At 71.9% G+C, this 23,307-nt stretch carries 19 protein-coding genes; 2 read left to right on the top strand and 17 right to left on the bottom strand.

The features are described 5' to 3' along the window. From ABS735_RS03080 to ABS735_RS03060, 5 genes are all read right to left on the bottom strand, one after another. On the bottom strand, positions 1-846 hold the full coding sequence (locus ABS735_RS03080) for a carbohydrate ABC transporter permease (RefSeq protein ID WP_373899841.1): 846 nt from the start codon (positions 844-846) through the stop codon (positions 1-3). Further along, a complete protein-coding gene (locus ABS735_RS03075; protein ID WP_373899840.1) occupies positions 843-1,808 on the bottom strand; it encodes a carbohydrate ABC transporter permease in 966 nt (321 codons plus the stop codon). The genes ABS735_RS03080 and ABS735_RS03075 overlap by 4 nt, the downstream gene beginning before the upstream one ends. Then, positions 1,805-3,103, bottom strand: a complete 1,299-nt coding sequence (locus ABS735_RS03070) for an extracellular solute-binding protein (protein ID WP_373899839.1) — start codon at positions 3,101-3,103, stop codon at positions 1,805-1,807. The genes ABS735_RS03075 and ABS735_RS03070 overlap by 4 nt, the downstream gene beginning before the upstream one ends. A gap of 223 nt (positions 3,104-3,326) precedes the next feature. Then, positions 3,327-3,611 carry a DUF3039 domain-containing protein gene (locus ABS735_RS03065; protein WP_373899838.1) on the bottom strand — a complete coding sequence of 95 codons (285 nt, stop codon included), beginning with the start codon at positions 3,609-3,611 and terminating at the stop codon, positions 3,327-3,329. A 30-nt stretch (positions 3,612-3,641) separates the two neighbouring features. Continuing rightward, positions 3,642-4,214, bottom strand: coding sequence for a YqgE/AlgH family protein (locus ABS735_RS03060; protein ID WP_282882085.1), 573 nt, complete (start codon positions 4,212-4,214; stop codon positions 3,642-3,644). Positions 4,215-4,447: 233 nt separating this feature from the next. On the opposite strand from ABS735_RS03060, the gene murA reads away from it, so the two are divergent. Then, positions 4,448-5,794 (top strand): UDP-N-acetylglucosamine 1-carboxyvinyltransferase, encoded by a 1,347-nt coding sequence (gene murA, locus ABS735_RS03055; protein WP_373899837.1) that lies wholly within the window; start codon positions 4,448-4,450, stop codon positions 5,792-5,794. 184 nt (positions 5,795-5,978) lie between these two features. Here murA and ABS735_RS03050 read toward each other — a convergent pair whose 3' ends face one another. From ABS735_RS03050 to ABS735_RS03025, 6 genes are all read right to left on the bottom strand, one after another. Then, positions 5,979-6,260, bottom strand: coding sequence for an HU family DNA-binding protein (locus ABS735_RS03050; protein ID WP_004987462.1), 282 nt, complete (start codon positions 6,258-6,260; stop codon positions 5,979-5,981). A gap of 353 nt (positions 6,261-6,613) precedes the next feature. Beyond that, positions 6,614-8,029, bottom strand: coding sequence for an NAD-dependent malic enzyme (locus tag ABS735_RS03045; protein ID WP_373899836.1), 1,416 nt, complete (start codon positions 8,027-8,029; stop codon positions 6,614-6,616). 413 nt (positions 8,030-8,442) lie between these two features. Then, positions 8,443-10,770 (bottom strand): HelD family protein, encoded by a 2,328-nt coding sequence (locus ABS735_RS03040; protein WP_373899835.1) that lies wholly within the window; start codon positions 10,768-10,770, stop codon positions 8,443-8,445. 80 nt (positions 10,771-10,850) lie between these two features. After that, on the bottom strand, positions 10,851-11,639 hold the full coding sequence (gene rsuA, locus ABS735_RS03035; protein WP_373899834.1) for an anti-sigma U factor RsuA: 789 nt from the start codon (positions 11,637-11,639) through the stop codon (positions 10,851-10,853). 59 nt (positions 11,640-11,698) lie between these two features. Next, the gene (locus tag ABS735_RS03030) at positions 11,699-12,223 is read right to left on the bottom strand and encodes a sigma-70 family RNA polymerase sigma factor (protein ID WP_007450155.1); all 525 of its coding nucleotides are present in this window, start codon (positions 12,221-12,223) and stop codon (positions 11,699-11,701) included. Between the two features lie 195 nt (positions 12,224-12,418). Next, positions 12,419-13,009 carry a CGNR zinc finger domain-containing protein gene (locus tag ABS735_RS03025; RefSeq protein ID WP_373899833.1) on the bottom strand — a complete coding sequence of 197 codons (591 nt, stop codon included), beginning with the start codon at positions 13,007-13,009 and terminating at the stop codon, positions 12,419-12,421. Between the two features lie 216 nt (positions 13,010-13,225). Between ABS735_RS03025 and ABS735_RS03020 the strand changes: the two genes are divergently transcribed. Then, on the top strand, positions 13,226-13,786 hold the full coding sequence (locus ABS735_RS03020) for an anthrone oxygenase family protein (protein WP_373899832.1): 561 nt from the start codon (positions 13,226-13,228) through the stop codon (positions 13,784-13,786). Positions 13,787-14,349: 563 nt separating this feature from the next. Here ABS735_RS03020 and ABS735_RS03015 read toward each other — a convergent pair. The 6 genes from ABS735_RS03015 to ABS735_RS02990 all read right to left on the bottom strand — a co-directional run bounded on the left by ABS735_RS03015 (position 14,350) and on the right by ABS735_RS02990 (position 23,152). After that, on the bottom strand, positions 14,350-15,546 hold the full coding sequence (locus tag ABS735_RS03015; RefSeq protein WP_373899831.1) for a uroporphyrinogen-III synthase: 1,197 nt from the start codon (positions 15,544-15,546) through the stop codon (positions 14,350-14,352). 109 nt (positions 15,547-15,655) lie between these two features. Further along, positions 15,656-17,017: a nitrate/nitrite transporter gene (locus tag ABS735_RS03010; RefSeq protein ID WP_373899830.1), complete on the bottom strand. Its 1,362-nt coding sequence runs from the start codon at positions 17,015-17,017 to the stop codon at positions 15,656-15,658. Positions 17,018-17,149: 132 nt separating this feature from the next. Next, positions 17,150-18,070, bottom strand: a complete 921-nt coding sequence (locus ABS735_RS03005; RefSeq protein WP_373899829.1) for a hypothetical protein — start codon at positions 18,068-18,070, stop codon at positions 17,150-17,152. Positions 18,071-18,186: 116 nt separating this feature from the next. Further along, the gene (locus ABS735_RS03000) at positions 18,187-19,560 is read right to left on the bottom strand and encodes an acyltransferase family protein (RefSeq protein WP_373899828.1); all 1,374 of its coding nucleotides are present in this window, start codon (positions 19,558-19,560) and stop codon (positions 18,187-18,189) included. Continuing rightward, on the bottom strand, positions 19,557-21,764 hold the full coding sequence (locus tag ABS735_RS02995; RefSeq protein ID WP_373899827.1) for a bifunctional polysaccharide deacetylase/glycosyltransferase family 2 protein: 2,208 nt from the start codon (positions 21,762-21,764) through the stop codon (positions 19,557-19,559). The genes ABS735_RS03000 and ABS735_RS02995 overlap by 4 nt, the downstream gene beginning before the upstream one ends. Further along, the gene (locus ABS735_RS02990) at positions 21,764-23,152 is read right to left on the bottom strand and encodes a hypothetical protein (protein WP_373899826.1); all 1,389 of its coding nucleotides are present in this window, start codon (positions 23,150-23,152) and stop codon (positions 21,764-21,766) included. The genes ABS735_RS02995 and ABS735_RS02990 overlap by 1 nt, the downstream gene beginning before the upstream one ends. Positions 23,153-23,307: the final 155 nt, after the last annotated feature.

Raw genomic sequence — 23,307 nt, 5'->3', positions numbered from 1 at the left:
TCAGTCCTTTACCGCTCCGCCGAGGCCGGAGACGAGTCGTCGTTGTACGAGTACGAAGAAGACCAGCACCGGAATCGTCATCACCGTGGAGGCGGCCATGACGCCGCCCCAGTCGGGATCGTCCGGCTTGTAGAAGACCAGCAGCGCCATCGGCAGCGTCGACTGGGAGGTGTCGCTGATGATGAACGACTTGGCGAACAGGAAGTCGTTCCAGGTCGAGATGAAGGAGAAGACGCTGGTGGCCACGAGCCCCGGGAGGACCAGCGGGAAAAGGATCTGCCACAGAAAGCGCGACCGGCTCGCCCCGTCGATGTAGGCGGCCTCCTCCAGGGCCTCCGGCACCGCTTTCACAAAGCCGCGCAGCATCCAGATCGCGAAGGGCAGCGAGAAGGCGATGTGGGGCAGGATCAGCGAACCCAGCGTGTTCAGCTGACCGAAGTCCCGCATGAGGAAGAACAGCGGGATCGTGAGCGCCTCCACGGGCACCATCTGGGCCACCAGGAACATGATCAGCAGGGTGGTCCGGAAACGGAACCGGAAACGCGTCACCGCGGTCGCCGCGAGGAACGCGATCAGCGCCGAGGCGATCACGACGGAACCCGCCACGATCAGGCTGTTGAGAAAGTAGCGACCGAATTCCTGCTGTTCGAAGACGCGCCGGAAGGAATCCAGCGAGGGGGTCAGTGTCCAGGGCCGGGGCTCGCTCGACTCGATCTCCCCGGCCGGTTTGAAGGCGCTCAGGACCATCCAGTAGAGCGGGAAGGCGACCACCACGGCGATCAGCAGCGCGGACGCCTCGGCCGCGAGCCGCCACGGACGGCGCACACGCGCGCGCGAAAGATTCACAGCTCCTCCCCCTGGCGGCGCAGCAGCCGCAGGTAGACCAGCGTCACGGCGAGCAGGATCAGCAGCATGACGACGCCGATCGCGGAGCCGAGGCTGTACTGCGAGGACGCGAAGGCCTTCTGATAGGCGTAGACGTTGAGCACGAGGTTCTGGCCGGCGATGCCGCCGCCGCCCGTCATGACGTAGATCTGGGTGAAGACCTTGAAGTCCCAGATGACCGACTGGATGGTCACGACCACCAGGATCGGCCGGAGCATCGGCGCGAGCACCGAGCGCCAGATCCGCCACTGCGAGGCCCCGTCGAGCGCCGCGGCCTCCAGCACCTCGGCCGGCACGGCCCGGATCCCGGCGTAGACGGTCACCATGACGAACGGGAAGGAGCACCAGACCACTTCGAGCAGCACGAGCAGGAAGGCGCTGTAGCGCCCGTACGTCCACGAGTGGTCGCCGAGGCCCAGCATCCGGTTGACGGGCCCGAAGTCCGGGTCGAACAGCAGCAGCCACACCGTCGACCCGGTGACCGCCGGGGTCGCCCAGGCCCCCAGCCCCGCCAGCATCAACGCCAGCCGCGGCACGGCCCGCACCCGGGTGAGCAACACGGCGAGCGCACACCCGACCGCCAACGTCGACACGACACAGGCGGCGGCGAACACGACGGTGGCGAGCAGCACCCGCCAGAACTCCCCGTCCCCGAACAGCTCGGCGTAGTTCCCGAACCCCTGGAAGGTCGTCGGCTCCCCACCGCTGACCTGGGCCTGCGTGTACTCCAGAAACGAGATCAGCCCGAGCTGATAGACGGGGTAGACAAGCAACCCGCCAAGGACGACAAGAGAGGGGGCGAGATATGTCCAAGGGGTGGCGGAGGAGCGCCCGAAGGGGCGCGGGGAACTGCGCGAGAAACCACGACGGCGCCGCACCCGCCCACGGACATCACTCACCGAGCTAGTGGGCGACACCGTCATCCGGCGGAGCCGAACGCGTCGTCCATCTTCCGAGCCGCATCCCCAGCGGCAGCGCCCACGTCCTTCTTGCCGCTGATCACCTCCTGGAACATCGTCGGCAGCACCTGCGAGGAGTCGATCGTCGCCCAGGCGGGGGACGCCGGGACGAACTTCGTGCCCGCGGCGAGCGTGTCGACGAACGGCTTCACGAACGGCTCCTTCGCCGCCACCTGCTGCCGTACGTCCGCGAAGGTCGGCAGGAAGCCCATGGCGTCGAACAGTTCGCCCTGCGCCTTCTTCAACGCGAGCCGCTTCATCAGGTCGACGGCGAGGGTGCGGTGCGAGGTGCTCTTCAGGACGCCGATGTTGTTGCCGCCCGCGAAGGCGGGGGCGACGGAGCCGGACTTGACGCCGGGCAGCGGCACGACCGCGTACTTGCCCTTCACCTTGCCCGCCTCCACGGCCTGGTGGCTGAAGTCGCCGCCGATGGCCATGGCCGCCTTGCCGGACGCGAAGGCGGTGACGGTGTCGTTGCCGCCCATGCCGGCGCACTTGGCGGCGGGGCAGTTGTCGTCCCCGAACAGGGAGGTGTACGCCTTGATGCCCTTCCGGGCGGCCGCGCTGTCGATGGCGGAGGCGTACGAGCCGCCCTTGCCGGTGGCGAGTTCGCCGCCGTTCGCCCAGATGAAGGGCATCGCGCCGTAGGTGTAGGCGCCGCCGACCGCGATGCCGTAGAGGTCGGGCTTCGCGGCGTGCACCTGCTCGGCGGTGGAGGCCAGCTCGTCCAGCGACTCGGGGGCCTCGAGGCCGAGTTCGCCGAAGACGTCGGTGCGGTAGTAGAGGGCGCGGACGCCGACGAAGTAGGGGGCGCCGTAGACCTTTCCGTCCACGGTGACGGACTGGCGGGCGGTGGGGTCGGCGTCCTTGGCCTCGTCCCAGGCCGCGAAGTCCGCGGTCACGTCGGCGAGTCCGCCGTCCTTGACGTACCCGGCGGTGTCGGTGTTGCCGAACTCGATGACGTCGGGGGCGCTCTCCGGGTCGTTGAAGGCGGCCTTGATGCGCTGGGCACGGGTCTCGACCGGGATGTACTCGACAGTGACCTTCGTGTCCCCGTGCGCCTTCTCGAAGCCGGCGAGAACCGCGTCGACGACCTTCTCCTTCGGCTTGTTGTTGACCTCCTGGAAGAGCCAGACGCGCAGCGTTCCGCTCTTCTCGTCCTGGCCGGAGGAGGAGTTGTCGGACGTCTGGGGTGCGCAGGCGGTCGCGGCGACGACGGCCGCGGCCAGCAGGACGGCCAGGCGGGGGGCGAGCTTCATGGAGTCTTTCCTCCGGGCGTGCGTTGCAACATATGCAATGACGGTTTCGCTCTGCACAACACCCAGGAGGGTAGGGAGTACATGAACATGTCCACAAGAGGTCTGAACCAGTTCGTGAACCACTTCGCCGGCCGGCTCGTGACGCGCGAAGGCCCCCGGAGTGCGCGCGGGCACGCTCCGGGGGCCTTCGGGAAGATCTAAGAGGTCTGTACGGGCAGAAGCGCTACTTCTTGTCGCCGCCCTTGCCGTCGTCCCCGCCGCCGCTCATGGACTCGTAGATCTCCTTGCACATGGGGCAGACGGGATACTTCTTCGGATCGCGGCCCGGTACCCAGACCTTGCCGCACAGCGCCACGACGGGGGTGCCGTCGAGGGCGCTCGCCATGATCTTGTCCTTCTGGACGTAATGCGCGAAGCGCTCGTGGTCGCCGTCGCCGTGGGACGTCTGCGGCGTCGGCTCGACGAGGGTTCCCGTACCTGTCCCGCGCTCGGGCTCGAGAGTGCTCATAACGGCCAAGGGTACTGAAGCTCACACGCTTCAGTTGAGCGACGGGTCGTCCGGGTACGTCGCCACCATCGCCAGGTCGCCCCGCTGGCGGCGCAGCACCTCGCGCCAGAGTCTCTCGGGGAACGGCGAGGAGACGTCGCCGGGCTCGGACTCGACCACGTACCAGGCGCCCTCGGACAGCTCGTCCTCCAGCTGGCCCGGTCCCCAGCCCGCGTACCCGGCGAAGATCCGCAGGGCGCCCACGGCGGACGCCAGCAGCTCCGGCGGTGCCTCCAGGTCCACCAGGCCGATCGCCCCGTGCACCCGGCGCCAGCCCAGCGGCGCCCGCTCGCCGGACGCCCCGCCCGGGACGACGGCGACGCCCAGGGCCGAGTCCAGCGAGACCGGGCCACCCTGGAAGACGACGCCCGGCTCGCCGGCCAGGTCCGCCCAGTCCTCCAGGATGTCGCCCACGTCGACCGGCGTGGGACGGTTGAGGACGACACCGAGGGAGCCCTCCTCGTCGTGGTCGAGAAGGAGCACCACCGCACGCTCGAAGTTCGGGTCCGCCAGGGCGGGCGTTGCCACGAGCAGCCGCCCCGTGAGCGAGGACACCTCGGTCATGCCAGACATGATCCCGCATGTTCCCCTTCCGTGGGGAGGCAATCGGGGGCACGGGGGTGAACACGCACCCGCGCACGCCCTTGGATCGTGACCCCCCGTACGCGCCGGTGAACACGGCGTGTTGTGACAAATCCATGACGTTGCCGGACCGTGCGGAGGCGCCCTGAAGCGGGGTACAAGACGATTACCCTTTCCCTTCTGGCCCCTGCCCAACCCCACGGAACGCGAGATTCATGACCGTCAACGGCGCTGATGACGTACTGCTTGTCCACGGCGGAACCCCGCTGGAGGGCGAGATCCGGGTCCGCGGTGCGAAGAACCTCGTGCCGAAGGCCATGGTGGCCGCCCTGCTGGGCAGTGCGCCGAGCCGGCTGCGCAACGTGCCGGACATCCGCGACGTGCGGGTCGTACGCGGACTGCTGCAGCTGCACGGGGTGACCGTCCGTCCGGGCGAGGAGCCCGGCGAGCTGGTGATGGACCCGACCCATGTGGAGAGCGCGAACGTCGCCGACATCGATGCCCACGCGGGCTCGTCGCGCATCCCGATCCTGTTCTGCGGCCCGCTGCTGCACCGCCTCGGCCACGCCTTCATCCCCGGTCTGGGGGGCTGCGACATCGGCGGCCGGCCCATCGACTTCCACTTCGACGTGCTGCGGCAGTTCGGCGCGAAGATCGAGAAGCGCGCGGACGGCCAGTACCTGGAGGCTCCGCAGCGGCTGCGCGGCACGAAGATCCGGCTGCCGTACCCGTCCGTCGGCGCGACCGAGCAGGTCCTGCTGACCGCCGTGCTCGCCGAGGGCGTCACGGAGCTGTCCAACGCGGCCGTGGAGCCCGAGATCGAGGACCTGATCTGCGTCCTGCAGAAAATGGGCGCGATCATCGCCATGGACACCGACCGCACGATCCGCGTCACCGGCGTGGACGAGCTGGGCGGCTACACCCACCGTGCCCTCTCGGACCGTCTGGAGGCCGCCTCCTGGGCCTCCGCGGCGCTGGCCACCGAGGGCAACGTGTATGTCCGCGGGGCCCAGCAGCGCTCGATGATGACATTCCTGAACACCTTCCGGAAGGTGGGCGGCGCCTTCGAGATCGACGACGAGGGCATCCGCTTCTGGCACCCGGGCGGCCGGCTGAAGTCCATCGCCCTGGAGACGGACGTGCACCCCGGCTTCCAGACGGACTGGCAGCAGCCCCTGGTGGTCGCCCTGACGCAGGCCACGGGGCTGTCCATCGTCCACGAGACGGTCTACGAGTCCCGCCTCGGCTTCACCTCGGCGCTCAACCAGATGGGCGCCCACATCCAGCTCTACCGCGAGTGCCTCGGCGGTTCCCACTGCCGTTTCGGCCAGCGCAACTTCCTGCACTCGGCGGTCGTCTCCGGGCCGACCAAGCTGGAGGGCGCCGACCTGGTCATCCCCGACCTGCGCGGCGGCTTCTCGTACCTGATCGCCGCCCTCGCGGCCCAGGGCACCTCCCGGGTCCACGGCATCGACCTGATCAACCGCGGCTACGAGAACTTCATGGACAAGCTCGTCGAGCTGGGCGCGAAGGTGGAACTGCCGGGCAAGGCCCTGGGCTAGAGACCTCCCGCAACGCCGATGGGGCGGTCACCCGAGATCGGGTGACCGCCCCATCGGCGTTGCGGGATGCGCCCCGAAAGGGGCGCGGGGAACTGCGCGACCAGCCGCACCCGGCCCGCGGCCGCGAAACGACCGCAGCCCGGACGAACGGTCCGCGCAGTCCCCGGCGCTCGAAGCGGAGCGCTTACTTGCCCTTGGCGGCTTCCTTGAGCTTGGAGCCCGCCGAGACCTTGACGCTGTAGCCGGCCGGAATCTGGATCGGCTCGCCGGTCTGCGGGTTGCGGGCGGTGCGAGCGGCACGGTGGGTGCGCTCGAAGGTCAGGAAGCCGGGGACGGTGACCTTCTCGTCGCCCTTGGAGACGATGTCGCCGACAACCTCGGCGAACGCGGCCAGCACGGCGTCGGCGTCCTTGCGGGTCACCTCGGCGCGGTCGGCCAGCGCGGCCACCAGCTCACTGCGGTTCATGTTGTTACTCCCGTGTTCTTCTTGCCGTTGAGGCGTGCCACGCGGCGGAGCCGCATGTTGGGCACAGCGATGCCGATGCTGCCAGGGCCCTCTGACATTCCCCGGACCCGGGTCGGTCGTCAGACCCTCGCGCCCAGGGAGGCATCCTGCCTCCACCTGCGGCGGTAAAGCCAATCCGGCACCCCCAGGAGGTCGTGAGAACACCCTGGGGAGTCACACGCCGAGAGGGCCTGAGCCTTGCGCAACCCTAGAGGGCGATCCGAGGCCCCACATCCCGCGACGCGCCGGAGGGGCGGCCCGCCGTGGTGATCCTCACCACCACGCCACAGGCCGCCTTCCCCGGCCGGGGGGACCTACGCCACCACTCCGGCGGCCTTCGCCGCCTCCCGCACGGCGCCCGCGACGGCACCGGCGACCTTGTCGTTGAAGACGCTGGGAATGATGTAGTTCGGGTTGATCTCGTCCTCCGTCACCACGTCCGCGAGGGCGTGCGCGGCGGCCAGCATCATCTCGGTGTTGACGGTGCGGGACTGGGCGTCCAGCAGACCGCGGAACACACCGGGGAAGACCAGCACGTTGTTGATCTGGTTCGGGAAGTCGGAACGTCCGGTGGCGACGACCGCGGCCGTCTCGCGGGCGACCGCCGGGTCGACCTCCGGGTCGGGGTTCGCGAGCGCGAACACGATCGCGCCGTCGGCCATGGCCGCCACGTCCTCGCCGTCGAGGACGTTGGGGGCGGAGACGCCGATGAAGACGTCGGCGCCGTGCACGGCCTCCTTGAGGGTGCCGGTGAGGTTCTCGGGGTTGGTGTTGTCGGCGATCCAGCGCAGCGCCGACTGAGGGGCGGCGTCGACCAGGTCGGCGCGGCCGGCGTGCACGACGCCGTGGATGTCGGCGACGACGGCGTTCTTGACGCCCGCGGCCAGCAGGAGCTTCAGGATGGCCGTACCGGCGGCGCCGGCACCGGACATGACGACCCGTACGTTCTCGATCGGCTTGTCCACCACGCGCAGGGCGTTGGTCAGCGCGGCGAGGACGACGATGGCGGTGCCGTGCTGGTCGTCGTGGAAGACGGGGATGTCGAGGGCCTCGCGCAGCCGGGCCTCGATCTCGAAGCAGCGGGGGGCGGAGATGTCCTCGAGGTTGATGCCGGCGAAGCCCGGGGCGATGGCCTTGACGATCTCCACGATCGCGTCGGTGTCCTGGGTGTCCAGGCAGATCGGCCAGGCGTCGATGCCGGCGAACCGCTTGAACAGGGCCGCCTTGCCCTCCATCACCGGCAGCGCGGCCTTCGGGCCGATGTTGCCGAGGCCCAGCACGGCGGAGCCGTCCGTCACGACCGCAACGGAGTTGCGCTTGATGGTGAGGCGGCGGGCGTCCTCGGGGTTCTCGGCGATCGCCATGCAGACGCGGGCCACGCCGGGCGTGTAGACCATGGACAGGTCGTCGCGGTTGCGGATGGGGTGCTTGGACGCCATCTCGATCTTGCCGCCGAGGTGCATGAGGAAGGTACGGTCGGAGACCTTGCCCAGGCTGACGCCCTCGATGCCGCGCAGCTTCTCCACGATCTCGTCGGCGTGGGCGGTCGAGCCGGCCGCGATGGTGACGTCGATACGGAGCTTGTCGTGGCCGGAGGCCGTGACGTCGAGGCCGGTGACCGAGCCGCCGGCGGACTCGACCGCGGTGGTGAGCTGCGAGACTGCGGTTCCGCCCGCGGGCACCTCCAGTCGGACCGTCATCGAGTAGGAGACGCTGGGCGCCGTTGCCATGGCCGACTTCCTCTGCTTTCACCGTGTAACTGGGTTGTGCCGTCCGATCGTCGCACCTACCACCGAGTACGTGGTAGCCGCCCCGGATTGCGAACTTTTTGTTCGCTCCGCTTTCGGAAAACGACTTCCACCATACGAGAAGTAGCCCGTCGGGGGAAGGGGGCACCGGAAGCGGCGGGCACGACGCGACGCGGCGGCGAAAGGAACCCGGGGGACGGGAATTGTCTTGCGGGGATCGTTTGTTACCTTGGACGTGGCACCGGCTCGATCCAAGCCCCCGGGCCCAACCATCGTCGCTACGAGCGACCACTTGCCGCGAGGCGAGCATGGCGGGTCGGTGCCACTTGAACGAGGACGAGAGGTCCGCGCCGTCAAACGGCGCGGACCTCTCGCACGTTCGCATCTCCGTGCGCTCAGTCGCGCAGCAGGTCCGGCACCCCCGCGGCGTCCGGCTCGTCCCGCTCGCAGGAGACGACCGTCAGCTGCTGCGTGGCCCGGGTCAGGGCGACGTACAGCACGCGCAGTCCGGCGGGCGACTCGTCGGCGATCTCGGCCGGGGAGACGACGACCGTGGCGTCGTACTCCAGGCCCTTGGCCTCCAGGCTGCCCAGCGCCACCACGCGGTCGCCGAGCCCGGCCAGCCAGCGCCGGGCCTCCTCGCGCCGGTTCATGGCGACCACGACACCGACGGTGCCGTCGACGAGGTCGAGCAGCCGGGCCGCCTCCGCCCGGACCGTCCGGGCCAGGGAGTCCTCCACCACCGCGAAGCGCGGCTGCACGCCGGTCGAGCGCACGGCGGACGGGGACTGCGAGCCGGGCATGGCGAGGGCGAGGACCTTCGCCGCCAGCTCGGCGATCTCGGCCGGGTTGCGGTAGTTCACGGTCAGCTCGAAGCGGCGGCGCGGGCGGGTGCCGAGGGCCTCGTCACGGGCGGCGGCCGCCTCGTCGGGGTCGGACCAGGAGGACTGGGCCGGATCGCCGACGACGGTCCACGTGGCGTGCCGGCCGCGGCGGCCGACCATCCGCCACTGCATGGGCGTGAGGTCCTGGGCCTCGTCGACGATGACGTGGGCGTACTCGGTGCGCTCCTGGGCGAGGCGCTCGGCGCGCTCCCACTGGGTCTCCTCGCGCTGCGGCATCAGCTCCTCGAGGCCGGTGAGCTGGTCCAGCGGGTCCGCCTCGCGCCGCTTGCGGGGGCGGGCCGGGGTGCCGACGATCGCCTGGAGCTCGTCGAGCAGGGCGATGTCGTGCACGGAGTGACCCTCGCGCCGCAGCGAACGGGCCACCTTGCGGACCTCGCCCGGATTGAGCACGCGCCGGGCCCAGCGGCCCAGGCGGCGCTCGTCCGCCATGGCCGCCAGCACGGCGCCCGGAGTCAGCTCGGGCCACCAGGCGTCGAGGAAGGCGATGAAGGAGTCCTCGGAGCTGACGTCCTCGTCGAAGGAGGAACGCAGCTCGGCGGCGAGCTCGGGGTCGGTGTGCCGGGCCCCGGCGCCCGACTTCTCCCACAGGGCGTCCAGGAGCAGCCGGCGGGCGCGGGGGCGCAGCAGGTTGACGGGCGCGGTGCCGCCGAGGACGGTACGGCGGATGCCGGCCAGCTCCTCGGCCTCCAGCTCGAGCCGGCGGCCGAAGGCGACGACCCTGAGCAGGGTCAACGAGTCGGCCGGCTCCAGCGCCCCGCGCGCGGCCTTGCGCAGCACCCGGAGCATGCGGGAGGAGCCCTTGGCGCGGGCGGTGGCCGGGGAGTCGTACAGCGTGGCCTCGGCGCCCTCGACCAGGGAGCCGATCGCGCGGATGGCGACCTGTCCCTCCTCGCCGAGGGAGGGCAGCACGCCCTCGGTGTACGCCACGAGCAGCGGTGTCGGCGAGACGATCAGGATGCCGCCCGCGTACCGGCGCCGGTCCTGGTAGAGCAGGTACGCCGCCCGGTGCAGCGCGACCGCGGTCTTGCCGGTGCCGGGGCCGCCCTCGACGTAGGTCACGGAGGCGGCGGGGGCGCGGATCACCCGGTCCTGCTCGGCCTGGATGGAGGCCACGATGTCCCGCATGGAGTGCGTACGGGCCTGGCCGAGGGCGGCCATCAGGGCGCCGTCGCCGACGACCGCCAGCTCCTCGCCGTTCAGGCGGGCGGTGATCTCGGGCCGCATGAGGTCGTCCTCGACACCGAGGACGCGCCGCCCCTTGGAGCGGATCACCCGGCGGCGCACCACCCGGCCCGGGTCGACCGGCGTCGACCGGTAGAAGGGGGCGGCGGCGGGCGCCCGCCAGTCGATGACCAGCGGCGCGTAGTCCTCGTCCAGGACGCCGATCCGGCCGATGTGCAGGGTCTCGGCGATGTCGGCGGTGTTGTCGGGCCCGAGGGCGCCCTCGGCGGGCTCCACGGCCGTGTACGCGCCGTCCGGGCCCTTCTTGCCGTCCTTGCCGAGGAGCAGGTCGATGCGGCCGAACAGGAAGTCCTCGAACTCGTTGTTCAGGCGGTTGAGGTGGATGCCGGCCCGGAAGACCTGCGCGTCGCGCTCGGCGAGGGCGCCGGGCGTGCCGACGTGGCCGCGCTGGGCGGCGTCGTGCATGAGGAACTCCGCCTCGTGGATCTTCTCCTCGAGGCGTCGGTACACCCGGTCCAGGTGCGCCTGTTCCACGTCGATCTCTCGGTCCCGTACGGAGTCCTCCCGCGCGGAGTCCCCTCGTACGGACGCGTGCGCCGAGTCGACCGCTGAATCCTGTTGAGCCTGTGCGGCCACCGGGCCCCCTTCTGACGTGCTGGGCAGCCGTCAAAAATACGCGAAGGGGGCCCGGGAAGCTACGGCGCCTGGCGCCGGCGCTACGCGTCGACCTCCACCAGCCGCTTCCCGTCGAAGGTCATGACCTCGAAGTGGGAGATCTGGTTGGGTTCGAAGGCGGCGCCGCCGTGCACGTAGAGCGGCTTCTTGGCCTTCTCCGTGGTGGCGTCCGGTATGCCGTAGCCCCAGTCGGGGACCGTCCAGGAGGTGAGCGTCTCCCGCTCGCCGTTCTTGCCGACGGCGATCAGGGAGCACTTCTGGGGGCCCTTGAGGTTCTTGAGCTCCAGGACCGTTTCGGTGCCCCAGGCCTTCTTCTCCAGCGCCACGGTCGCGCTGACCTGCGTGGACGGGTCGGTGGCGGTGACCCGGTCCGGCATGGCGGCGAAGGCGGACTCCGCGGGGCTCGCGGCCTGCTGCGACGCCTCGGCCCTGCGGCCGCCGCCGTCGTCACCGCCTCCTCCCCCGCCGCCCGTGGTCGCCACGGCGGCGAACGGGCCGCCGATGATCAGCGCGGCCGCGGTGCCCACCAGGTAGAAGTTGCGGCGGCGCTTGCTCGCGCGGCGTTCGGCGACCTCGTCGACGAGCTTCTCCGAGAGCCGTGGGCTGGGCTTCGCGGTGAGCGACTCGGCGATCGCGGGCGTGCCGGTGCCCGGCAGGTCCGCGAGCGCCGCCATCATCGGCTCCATGCCGGCCAGCTCGTCGAGCTGCTGGGCGCACCACTCGCAGGTGGCGAGGTGCGCCTCGAAGGCGGTCGCCTCGGCGTCGTCGAGGATCCCGAGGGCGTAGGCGCCGACGGTCTCGTGCTCGTTCGGCGCCGGTGATCCCTGCATGGGGACAGAATTACCCGTGTCCCCCGGGCCGAATCCCCGGACTCCCCCGTATCCGCTCATCACGCCGTCACCCCCCGCTCCTCCAGAGCCAGCTTCATCGAACGCAGGGCGTAGAACACCCGGGAGCGAACGGTGCCGCTGGGTATGCCCAGTGTCTGCGCCGCCTCATTGACGGTACGCCCCTTGAAGTACGTCTCGACGAGGACCTCCCGGTGGGCCGGGGTCAGGTCGTCGAGCGCGTCCGACAGCGTCATCAGCCACAGCGCCTTGTCGATCTCGTCCTCCGCGGGGATGACCTCCAGCGGCGACGGATCGACCTCCTGCGGCCGGGCCTGCCGGCTGCGGTGGCCGTCGATGACGATGCGCCGGGCGACCGTCACCAGCCAGGGGCGTACCGATCCGGTCGCACGGTTGAGCTGACCGGCATTCTTCCAGGCACGGATGAGCGTCTCCTGGACGACGTCCTCGGCGCGCTGGCGGTCCCCCGCGACCAGCCGCAGCACGTAGGCCAGCAAGGGGCCGGCGTGCTCGCGGTACAGCGCGCGCATCAGCTCCTCGTCGGGTTCCGAGGACGACTGTGACATGCGATGTCGGGCCCTCGCACCACGTTCATTGGCCACGACGGAATCCTTGCGCACGCCCACCTCCGATGTCCGGGGGTTCCCCCAGTCGGTCGCTCGCCCATTCGGTACGGACGCGAAGTGCGGCGTGTTCAAAACGAGATGAGAGTTTTCTCGGGGAGGGCATGACGAACGGGACGTGGGGGAACCTACGGGTACTTACCGGGCCAGGGCGGCGCGGCGCCGGTGCCGGGCGACGCGCTCGCGGTTGCCGCAGATCTCGCTGGAGCACCAGCGCCGGCGGCGGCCGCGGGAGGTGTCCACGTACACGATGGGGCAGTTGTCGCCCGCGCACTGCCTGAGGCTCGCCCGCGCGACGGGGTCGGTGAGCAGTTCCACGGCGTCCCGGGCGAGGGCACCGAGCAGCGCCGCGCACCGCGGCGGCCCGGTCAGCTCCCGTACCAGCGCGCCGTCCTCGCCGGGCACCGCGCGGGGTGCCGGGGGTGCGGCGAGGGCGAGTTCGTTGACGCGGGCGAGCGCGAGGTCGTACGCGCGGGTCCGGGGCGTCGGCCGGGCGCGCACCAACCTCGCGGTCTCGCCCCGCAGTTCGCGGAAGCCGGTCAGCCAGGAGGGGTCGGCGTGGGCCAGCGGGGTGCCGGGCGGGACGAGTCCGGAGCCGGTGATCCAGGCGCGCAGCGCGTCCACGGAGTCGAGGCGTTCGGCGGGGTGGGTGGTGGCGATGAGGTCCAGACAGATCCGCCCGGTGTCGAAGCGCAGCTCGTACGGGTCGGTGGCCGTACCCAGTGCCATGTTCCTGTCACCGCCTAGGGCTTGCCCGCGAAAGGCACGGGCCCGGAAAGGGGAGCAGGGAGACCGCGTGCGGACCGCTCGCGGACCGCTCCTCTCTACAGTGCCTGCCCGCTCCCGCGCCCGGAACCCCTCGTACCGCTCCCGCGTGGACGCTTGCGCATGCGCCCGCGCGTCCGGGCCATGTCCGGCGCGCCGAGGCGCCCGTTGACTGGACACATGACAGACATCAACGGGGAACGGCGGTTCCGCACCGCCGGTGGAGTGCTGGTCGCGGCCACGGTCGCCGCAGGCCTGACGGCCGGGACCTTCTACGTCTTCGCCTGCGCCGTGATGCCGGCGCTGGCGCGCAGCGACGACCGGGTGTACGTCGCCGTGATGCGCGACATCAACGACGTGATCGAGAACCCGGTGTTCCTGCTGGTCTTCATGGGCGCACTCGCCCTCGCGGGCCTCGCGGGGTGGCAGTCGCGCGGGCTGCCGGGCCGCTGGTGGATCCGGGCCGGCGCGGCGGCGTACGTGCTCGCCTTCCTGGTCACCGTCGGCGGCAACGTCCCCCTCAACGACGCCCTGGCCCGCCCCGGCGACCCGGCGGCGCTGCGCGAGCGGTTCGAGGACCCGTGGGTGGCCTGGAACGTCGTACGTGCCGTGCTGTCGACGGTGGCGACGGCCTGCCTGGCCACGGGCCTGGCGACCCGGGGACGACCGGCCCGATCGGCGCCCGCGACGCCACGACGCCCTACGTCGTCACACAGGACACCGCACACGACCCGGCACTGAGCGCCCGGGGCCCCGGCGAGCACCCACCAGCGAGCACCCGGCCACCCACGGTCGACCGACCGGTAAGTCACCCGGCATCCCGCAGCCCACGGCCCGGCAGACCTGCGTACCCGCGGCCCCACGGACCCGCGGCCCCGCGCACCCACGGACCCACGGACCCACGGACCCACGGACCCACGGACCCACGGACAGCATCGCGGGCCGGGAAAGCCGCCCGGACGACCACGCACCGGCACCCGGGGCTTCCGGCCGCCGGTCGGTGAGCGGTCGGCACCCGTGGCCCGGCGGTGAGTTCGCGGCGCCGCAGTACGGCGAGTGGGAGGAGGCGCCGAGCACGGGGGGCGGCGGCCCGGGGTCCGTCCACGGGCACGGCGCCGGAAGCCTCGCCGCTTGCGGCCCGACCCGGGGCGCCCGGGATCCGCGGCGCGACGACCGGCCGTCGCGTCGCCCGTGCCCCGGCACCGCGCACCGGGCGCACGCCCACGGCGCGGCGGTCCGCGCACGTACCGCTCGCTGCGCGGCAGGGACCGGCCGTGCCGCGCAGAGCTGGGGGGCCGGGGTGGTCAGTCGGTCGTGTACTTGGCGTCCGTGGCCGGGTCCAGGGACAGGCGGTAGCCGCGTTTCACCACCGTCTGGATCAGCTTCGGGGTGCCGAGGGACGTGCGCAGGCGGGCCATGGCCGTCTCGACGGCGTGTTCGTCGCGGCCGGTGCCCGGCAGGGCCCGCAGCAGCTCCGCGCGGGGCACGACCCAGCCCGGCCGCCGGGAGAGGGCGCGCAGCAGGGACATGCCGGCGGGCGGCACGGCCCGCAGTTCCCCGTCGACGAGCACCGCGTGTCCGCGGATCTCCAGCCGGTGCCCGGCGACCGGCAGGGCACGGGCGCGGACCGGCAGCTCCTGGCAGAGCAGCTGGACCAGGGGACCGAGCCGGAAGCGTTCGGGCTGGACCGTGTCCACGCCGTGCGCCTGGAGCGGCACCGCGGTGACCGGTCCGACGCAGGCGGGCAGCACGTCGTGGCCGAACGCGGCGAGCAGTTCGGGCAGCATGCCCCGCTCCCCGGCCCGGCCCAGCAGGGACACCGCGGCGGGCGCGCTGGTGAACGTCACGGCGTCCACGCCCCGCGACACCGCGGCGTCCAGCAGCCGGTCCACGGGCGTGAGGTCCTCCGGCGGCAGCCACCGGTACACGGGCACCCCCAGCACCTCGGCGCCGCCCTCCCGCAGCGCCTCCACGAACCCCGGCAACGGCTCACCGTGCAGCTGTACGGCGATCCGGCGGCCCTCCACGCCCTCCTCCAGGAGCCGGTCGAGAACCTCGGCCATGGACTCCGACACCGGCGACCACCGCTCCGTCAGTCCCGCGGCCCGGACCGCGCCCTTGACCTTGGGACCGCGCGCCAGCAGCTCCACCGTGCGCAGCCGCTCCAGCAGGGCGTCACCGAGCCCCCAGCCGTCGGCGGCCTCGACCCAGCCCCGGAACCCGATGGCGGTGGTGGCGACGACGACGTCCGGTGCCCGGTCGACGATCCGCTCGGTCGCGGCCATCAGCTCGCTGTCGTCGGCGAGCGGCACGATCCGCAGCGCCGGCGCGTGCAGGACGGCGGCTCCGCGCCGCTGGAGCAGCGCGCCCAGTTCGTCGGCCCGGCGGGCGGCGGTCACGCCCACGGTGAACCCGGCCAGCGGGCCGTGGTCGGACCGCTGCACGCCGTCGCCCACGCCGTCCACGCCGCCCCAGCCCCCCACGTCGCTCACGTCGTCCATCGCTCGCCGCGCTCCGATCCGTTCACACCCACGTGCACAGTCACGTGGCGACCGAGCCTGCCAACGCCGCGTGACGGGCTCGGTTCCGCTTCATGTCACCAGTGTTACGTCATACCTCGGCACGGCTGAGCTCCGCCGTCGCCCTTTCCGTGCCCACGGTGCCCTCCGGCGTCCGTGCCACGGGGCGGCGAAGGTATACCGCCCACGTGACGGCGAGGCACACGGCGTAGAAGGCGAGGAAGGCGACGAACGCGCCGGTGCCCGAGCCGGAGGAGAGGAAGGACTGCCGGAAGGCCAGGTTGATGGCGACGCCGCCGAGCGCGCCCACCGCGCCGATCAGCCCCATGGAGGCCCCGGAGAGCCGCCGCCCGTACGCCACCGCGGCCTCCCCCTTCAGCCCCTTGCCCAGCGCCTTGTTCTGGAAGATCCCGGGGATCATCTTGAACGTCGACCCGTTGCCCAGCCCGCTGAGCACGAACAGCACCACGAACACGGCCACGAACAGCGCGAGCGACTTCGCCGCGCTGGCCGCGACGAGTACGGCCGTGGCGGCGGCCATCGCGACGAAGTTCCACAGGGTGATCCGCGCGCCGCCGTACCGGTCGGCGAGCCTGCCGCCCACCGGCCGGATCAGGGAGCCGAGCAGCGGACCGATGAAGGTCAGGTACGCCGCCTGGAGCGGGGTCCGCCCGAACTGGCTCTGGAGCACCTGTCCGAAGGCGAAGCTGTAGCCGATGAACGAGCCGAACGTGCCGATGTACAGCACCGACATGATCCAGGTGTGGGCGTCCCGCGCGGCGTCCTTGGCGGCCCCCGTGTCGTTCTTCACGGAGGCGAGGTTGTCCATGCAGCACGCGGCGAGCACCGCGGCCGCCAGGACCAGCGGGATGTAGATGCCGAGCAGGAGCCGGGGCCCACCGCCCGCCCCGATGATCGCGAGCGCGGCCAGCTGGATGACCGGCACGCCGATGTTGCCGCCCCCGGCGTTGAGACCGAGCGCCCAGCCCTTCTTCCTGAGCGGGAAGAACGCGTTGATGTTGGTCATGGAGGAGGCGAAGTTGCCGCCCCCGATGCCGGCCAGCAGCCCGACCAGGAGGAAGGTCGACAAGGACGTCCCCGGTTCCATGACGGCGAAGGCCGCGACGGTCGGCACGAGCAGCAGCCCGGCGGAGACGATCGTCCAGTTCCGCCCGCCGAAGACGGCGACGGCGAAGGTGTACGGCACCCGCACGACGGCCCCGACGAGCGTCACCACGGACGTCAGCAGGAACTTGTCGGCCGGTGTCAGCCCGTACTCCGGGCCCATGAAGAGCACCAGCACGGACCACATCGTCCAGACGGAGAACCCGATGTGCTCGGAGAGGACGGAGAAGAACAGGTTCCGCCGGGCGGTCCGCTCCCCCGTCTCCCGCCAGAAGGTCTCGTCCTCGGGATCCCAGTACGCGATCCAGCGGCCGCCAGGGACTGTCATGACGCCTCCACGGTGCTCCACAACTCGGTTGCGCCGAAGGTAGGCAGGACGCGTTTCGGGCCGGTGGGGCTGTGGATGACCGGGAGGGAACGTTGCTCTCACCCGGCGCCGGTGCCAGGTGAGAGTTCTCGGTCAGCTCTGCGGGGGCTGGGGCTGCCAGTGCGGGTTCTGCTGCGGGTAGCCCTGCGGCGGGTACGGCTGCTGCCCCTGCGGCTGCGGGGGCGCGTACGGCTGCTGCTGCGGCTGGGCGTACGGCTGCGGAGTCTGCTGCGGCTGGTACGGCTGCGGGGCCTGCTGCGGCGGGTAGGGCTGCTGCCCCTGCGGGGGCGCGTAGGGCTGCTGGGCCTGGTGCGGCCCGCCGTACGGCTGCTGCTGGGGCGGCTGGGCGGCGTACTGGCCGGGGGCCGGCTGTCCGTAGCCGCCGGGCGCGGCGCCGAACGGGTTCCCGTGCCCCGGCAGCTGCCCGCCGGGCGGCAGGTACCGCACCCGCCCCGTCTCGTCGGCCATCGGCACGAACCCGGCGGCCTGCAGCCGGGCCGCGAACTTGGCGTTGCGCTTGCGGGTGACGAGGAAACCGATGCCCAGGGCCGCCATGAGGACCAGCCAGATGATCCCGGAGAGGACGAAGTCGTCGGACGAACCGCCCTCGCGGTAGGCGAGGACCACACACGCGACGGTGCCGCCGAGCGCGCCGTAGCCCATCGACTTCTGGGCGTTCTTGCCGGTGAGGTCGAAGTTGATCCGCGCCTTGAGGAGTTCGAAGGCGTCCGGCACGAGCGGCGGCAGCGACACGCCGTCGCCGGCGTTCGGGTACTGCGCCCAGTTCTGCGCGGCCCTGGTGCGGGCCTGCGGGCTGGGATCGGGGACCAGCAGCATGGTGAGCGCGGCGTTGTTCCCGCCGCTCTGGCGCACGTCGGCGTACTCGTACCCGAACTGCTGGGCGACGAAGGCGAGCTTGGCGAGCTTCTTCACCGACGACATCCGGCTGGTGAGCTGGACCGGCTCCCCGCTCGCCATCAACTGCAGCATCTTCTGCGTCTGCCGCTTGCTCATCCCGCTGCTCCCCCTGACCGGCTCACGCCACCGTGTTCACTCCCGCAACCGGGGCAGTCTCGCACGGAGGGCCGACACGCGTCAGCCCCGGTGCGGCGTCGGCCCCGGTCGCGGCGTCAGCTCCGGTGCGCGGCGCGGGCCCTGGGCTGCTTCCGCGCCGGGCGCTTGCCGCCGTCCGGCCACAGCTGGGGCTTGCGCTTGGCCGCCACGTCCTCCATCCAGCCGAACCAGACGACGCAGCTCCCGATGAGCAGCCAGGCGATGACCAGGACCGGCCAGGGGCTCTCCAGCAGCCACGGGACGTTCTCGTAGACGACGTCGAAGCCCCACAGCTGGTCCCACAGCGTGGCCGCGACGAGGATGCAGACGTTGTGCCACAGGTAGATCGTCACGGCGCGCGAGTTGAGCAGGGTGATCAGCCGGTCCCAGCGGCGCAGCCGGCGCGGCCACTCGGTCCACGACGGGCTGACGTGCAGGAGCAGCAGCACCGTCGCGAAGGACCAGACGGCCTGCGCGAAGGGGATGGAGTCCAGGTCGTACCCGGTCTTGAAGCCCTCCCTGAAGGCGTACCAGAGGCCCAGCGCGGCGATCACCGGGGCGACCGAGGGCACGATGTAGCGCGGCAGCCGTTTCAGTACGCCTTCCTGGTGGGCCATGCCGAGGACCCAGCAGGCGCCGAAGGTGCTGAAGTCCGTGAGGGCGGACGGGAAGCGCTCGCCCGGCAGCTCGAGGTAGCCGAACTGGAAGGCGGCCGACAGGACGAGCGGCGCGAGGATCGTCAGCCAGGGCAGCGCCCGCAGCGCGCGCAGCAGAACCGGGGAGAGCAGGACGTACCAGAGGTAGGCGCGGATGTACCAGAGCGGCCCGGCGAGTTCCGAGGCCCAGTCCTCGCCGAGGATGCCGTGGATGCCCGGCAGGCCCTCGGCGAACGGCGGGTCGCTCAGCGGCAGGATCCAGTAGACGAGGTGGAGCCACCACCAGCCCGGGTGTCCGTCGTCGTTCGGTCCCCAGCCCTGCAGCACCATGCCGGTCACGCCCACGACGCCCAGCAGCCACAGCGGCGGCAGCAGGCGGCGCATGCGGCTGCGGACGACCTGGACGGCCGGACGCTTGAGGGAACGGGCCATCAGGTTGCCCGCGAGGGCGAACATGACGCCCATGGACGGGAACACCACCGGCAGCCAGGCCCAGCCCATCAGGTGGTAGAGGACCACGCGGAAGAGTGCCACCGCCCGCAGCAGGTCGAAGTACCGGTCGCGCACGGGAGCGCGCCGGGCCTGCTTCTGCTGGGGCACGGCCGGTGCGACCGGGGCGGGTGGTGCGGACGAGGCGGACAGGGCGGCCGGATCCGCGCCGGCGGGTGGATACGGGGGCGGTGGTGCGGTCACGTGCGGGGCTCTCCGGGTGGTGGCCGGCGCGGAGGCGGCCGGGGCGGGGGCGGTGGGCGCGGCAGGGGCCGGCCATGTCGGGTCGAACGGCGGGTTGGTCATCCGACCGGCCGCCTCCCGTCGACGGCACCGGAGCGCCGCTGGGGCGGTACGCCGTCGGCACCGGGCGGCGGCGCGGACACACCGCCGCTGCGCCGCAGCTTCTGCCAGCGCAGCCGGCCGCCGGTGAGCGCCGTGATCCAGGACTGGAGCAGCACCACGTACATGATCTGGCGGTACAGGATCTGCTGGAGGGGCAGCGAGATGAGCGGGGTCAGCTTCTCCCGGTCGAGCCGGAAGGCGTACGCCGCGCACACCGCCTGGATGGCGAGGACGCCCAGCCACGCCACGATCGTCTGCTGGGTCGGCCCGAAGACGAGGCCGTAGAGCAGGAAGACGTCGATCAGCGGGGCCAGCAGCGGGGCCAGCACCATGAACAGGGAGACGAACGGCAGGCCCACGCGGCCGAAGCGGCCCGAGGGGCCCTTCTCGATCACCGCGCGGCGGTGCTTCCAGATGGCCTGCATGGTGCCGTACGACCAGCGGTAGCGCTGGGACCACAGCTGCTGCACGGACTCCGGGGCCTCGGTCCAGGCGCGGGCGTTCTCGGCGTAGACGACCCGCCAGCCGGCGCGGTGCAGCGCCATGGTGACGTCGGTGTCCTCGGCGAGCGTGTCGTCGCTCATGCCGCCGAAGGGCTCCAGGGCGCTGCGGCGGAAGGCGCCGACCGCGCCGGGGATGGTCGGCATGCAGCCGAGGATGTCGTACATCCGGCGGTCCAGGTTGAAGCCCATCACGTACTCGATGTGCTGCCAGGCGCCGATGAGGCTGTCCTTGTTGCCGACCTTCGCGTTGCCCGCCACGGCGCCCACCTTCGGGTCGCCGAAGGGCTGGACGAGTTCGCGGACGGTGGAGGGTTCGAAGACGGTGTCGCCGTCCATCATCACGACGATGTCGTAACGGGCGTTGGCCAGGCCCCGGTTGAGCGCGGCCGGCTTGCCCGCGTTGAGCTGCCGGATCACCCGGACGTTCGGCAGGCCGAGACCCTCGACGATGCGGGCGGTGCCGTCACTGGAGCCGTCGTCGATGACGATGATCTCGATCGGATGGTCGCTCTCCATCAGGGAACGGACCGTGTTCTCGATGCACTTGGCCTCGTTGTACGCCGGGACCAGCACCGTGACGGGTTCGGTGACCGCCGGGCCCCAGCGGAAGCGTCTGCGGCGCACCCGGCGGGCGTGGACGCCGGACAGGAGCAGCATCAGGACGAAGCGTCCGATGACCAGCGTGCCGATGATCGCCAGGCCCACCACCAGGACGTCGGTGAGCTTCTCCGAGGCCTGGACCAGGAAGACCCACGCCTTGCCCTTCCACAGCTCGGCGCCGGTCACCGGGGTCATGGCGCTGGGCGCGTCCAGGGCCTCGGTGAGGTTGTCGAACTCGTAGCCCTGCTTCTTCAGGTCCGGCAGGAACTTGTCCAGGGCCTGCACGGTCTGGTGGCGGTCGCCGCCGGAGTCGTGCATCAGGACGATGGCGCCCTTGCCGCCGTGCGGCGTGGCACGGCGGATGATCTCGTCGACGCCGGGCTTCTGCCAGTCCTCGCTGTCGGTGTTGTTGACGACGACGAGGTAACCGCGGCTGCCGATGTACTCGGTGACCGGCCAGGACTTGTTGTCCATGGCGTCGGCGAAGGAGGAGTACGGCGGGCGGAACAGCGAGGTGCGCACGCCGGCCGCGCCGGTGATGGCCAGCTGGTTCTGCGACAGCTCCCAGTCGATGCGCTTCTTGGACTGGAAGGAGAGGTCGGGGTGGTTGAAGGTGTGCAGGCCCACCTCGTGGCCCTCGTCGACCATGCGCTCGACGAGGTCGGGGTAGCGGGAGGCCATGGTGCCGGTGACGAAGAAGACCGCGTGCGCGTCGTGCTTCTTCAGCACGTCGAGGACGCGCGGCGTCCAGGTCGGGTCCGGGCCGTCGTCGAAGGTGAGGACGAGCCGGTGGTCGGGCACGCTGAGGCTGTCGGTGCGGCCGCCGCGCGCGTCGATGACCGGACCGCCCTCGAGGATCTTGTCGGGGACGTCGGTGGTGGCGGCGGGCGGCTGGACGCGGTGGTCGGCGAGGATCTCGCTGTGCACGTATCCGCGCAGCATGAGCATCGCCACCAGGGCGACCAGGACGAGCAGCGGAAGCAGCAGGCGCAACGGCAGGCGACGGCGGGAGCCCTCACGGGCGCTGCGCGTGGCCCCGTGACGGCGGGTGCGGGATGCCATCAGAGGGTGTTCTCCGGGGACAGGGAAGGGGACGTGGAGGTGTCGGCCGGTTCGGCGGCCACGACGGGTGCGCCGGCCGGACCCGCGACGGGGTCCGGGTCGTCGGCGCCGTTGGCGTTGGGGCCGCCCTCGCCCGGGTCGGTGCCCGCGGTGGTGCCGCCGGTGGGCTCGGTCGGGTCGGCGGGCGTGTCGCCACCGCCGCCCGCCGGGGTCGACGGGTCGGTGGTGGCGGGCTGCGAGGCCTGCGTCGACTGGCTCGGGCCGGGGCCGGTCGCGCCGGAACCGCCCGGGTCCCGGCCGGTCCCGGACGCCGAGGGCTGGGGCCCGGCGCTCGTGCCGGGCTGCACCGCGGTGCCGCCGGTCGTGCCGGACGTGCCGGGCGCGGGTGCCTCGGCCCCCGGTGCGGTCGCCGCACCGGCGTCGGCCGAGGGGCTGGTCTGCGGGACGGCTGCGCCGGTGCCGGAGGGCTGCGCCGACTGCGAGGGCAGCGGGGTGGTGTCGACCTGTCCGGCCGGCGCGCCCTCCTCCTGGCCCGGTACGGGCATCCAGGGGGCGTCGGAGTTGCCGGAGAGCAGCGTGGAGACGATGACGACGGCGTAGATCGCGCAGGCGATGCCGACGAGGATGCCGAGGCGGCGGTACAGGCGGCTGCGGCGGCCCGACGCGTCGACGAAGACGGGACCGTCGGAGGGCTCGGGGCCGCTCTTGCGGTGTCCGCTGTCGGCCCGCAGGACCATGCCGTCGCCGAGGTGGACGGCGTCGAGCTGGACCGTGACCTCGTGCGGGTCGTGGGTGTGACCGGCGGCGCCGGTGCCCCCGTCGCCGTCCGTGTCCGGCAGCTCCTGCCAGGGGTCGCGGAGTGCGGCGGTGGCGGGGCCGGGCGGAGGTGTGGGCGCGGGTGCGGGGAAGGCGCGGGTGGGACCGGCCGACGGGAGGATGTCCGTCCGGTCGGGGTCCGGGCCGTTCCCGGTGCCGCGGGCGTGGCCGGTGCCCATGCCGGTGGTGCCGGTGCCGGGCGCCGGGGCGGCGTAAGGGGCCGTGCCGAACGGGTTGGGCCTCGGGGCGGCGTTGTTCGAAACGGCGCCGTTCGGGGCACTGTTCGGGGCGGCGTTGCCGGGGTTCGCCCCGGCCTGGTCGGTTCTGCCCCAGGTTATCCGGCCCTGAGCCGACGGATCCGGGTTCGGGACACGGCGGCCATGGCCCCCTATTCGGGCACCGAGGATCTCGGTCTGGTCCGCGGCGGAACTCTCGTGGCCGCGCGGGCTCTCACCGGAACCCCCGAACCACCCCGAACCCGACGCGGATCCGGCGAACCCGGCGGAACCGGTCGAACCGGTCGAACCGGATCCGGTGGACCCGTCGGCCCCGCCGGACTCCCCCGCGCTCATCGGGGGTCCCCCGGCCGGCGGGACGGCCCGGGTCGAGGACAGCACCTCGGTGGCGTCAGCATGTCGTCCTGCCTCCGAGAGATCACGAGCCCCGGACTCGACCTCGGGCCACTCCGGTTGGGCGTCTTTTTGCCAATTCTTCACGCGCGCGCACT

The organism is Streptomyces sp. MMCC 100, from assembly GCF_041538145.2.
Taxonomy (GTDB): domain Bacteria; phylum Actinomycetota; class Actinomycetes; order Streptomycetales; family Streptomycetaceae; genus Streptomyces.
Note: the sequence above shows the minus strand (reverse complement) of the source record. Positions and strands in the feature narration are given on the sequence as shown.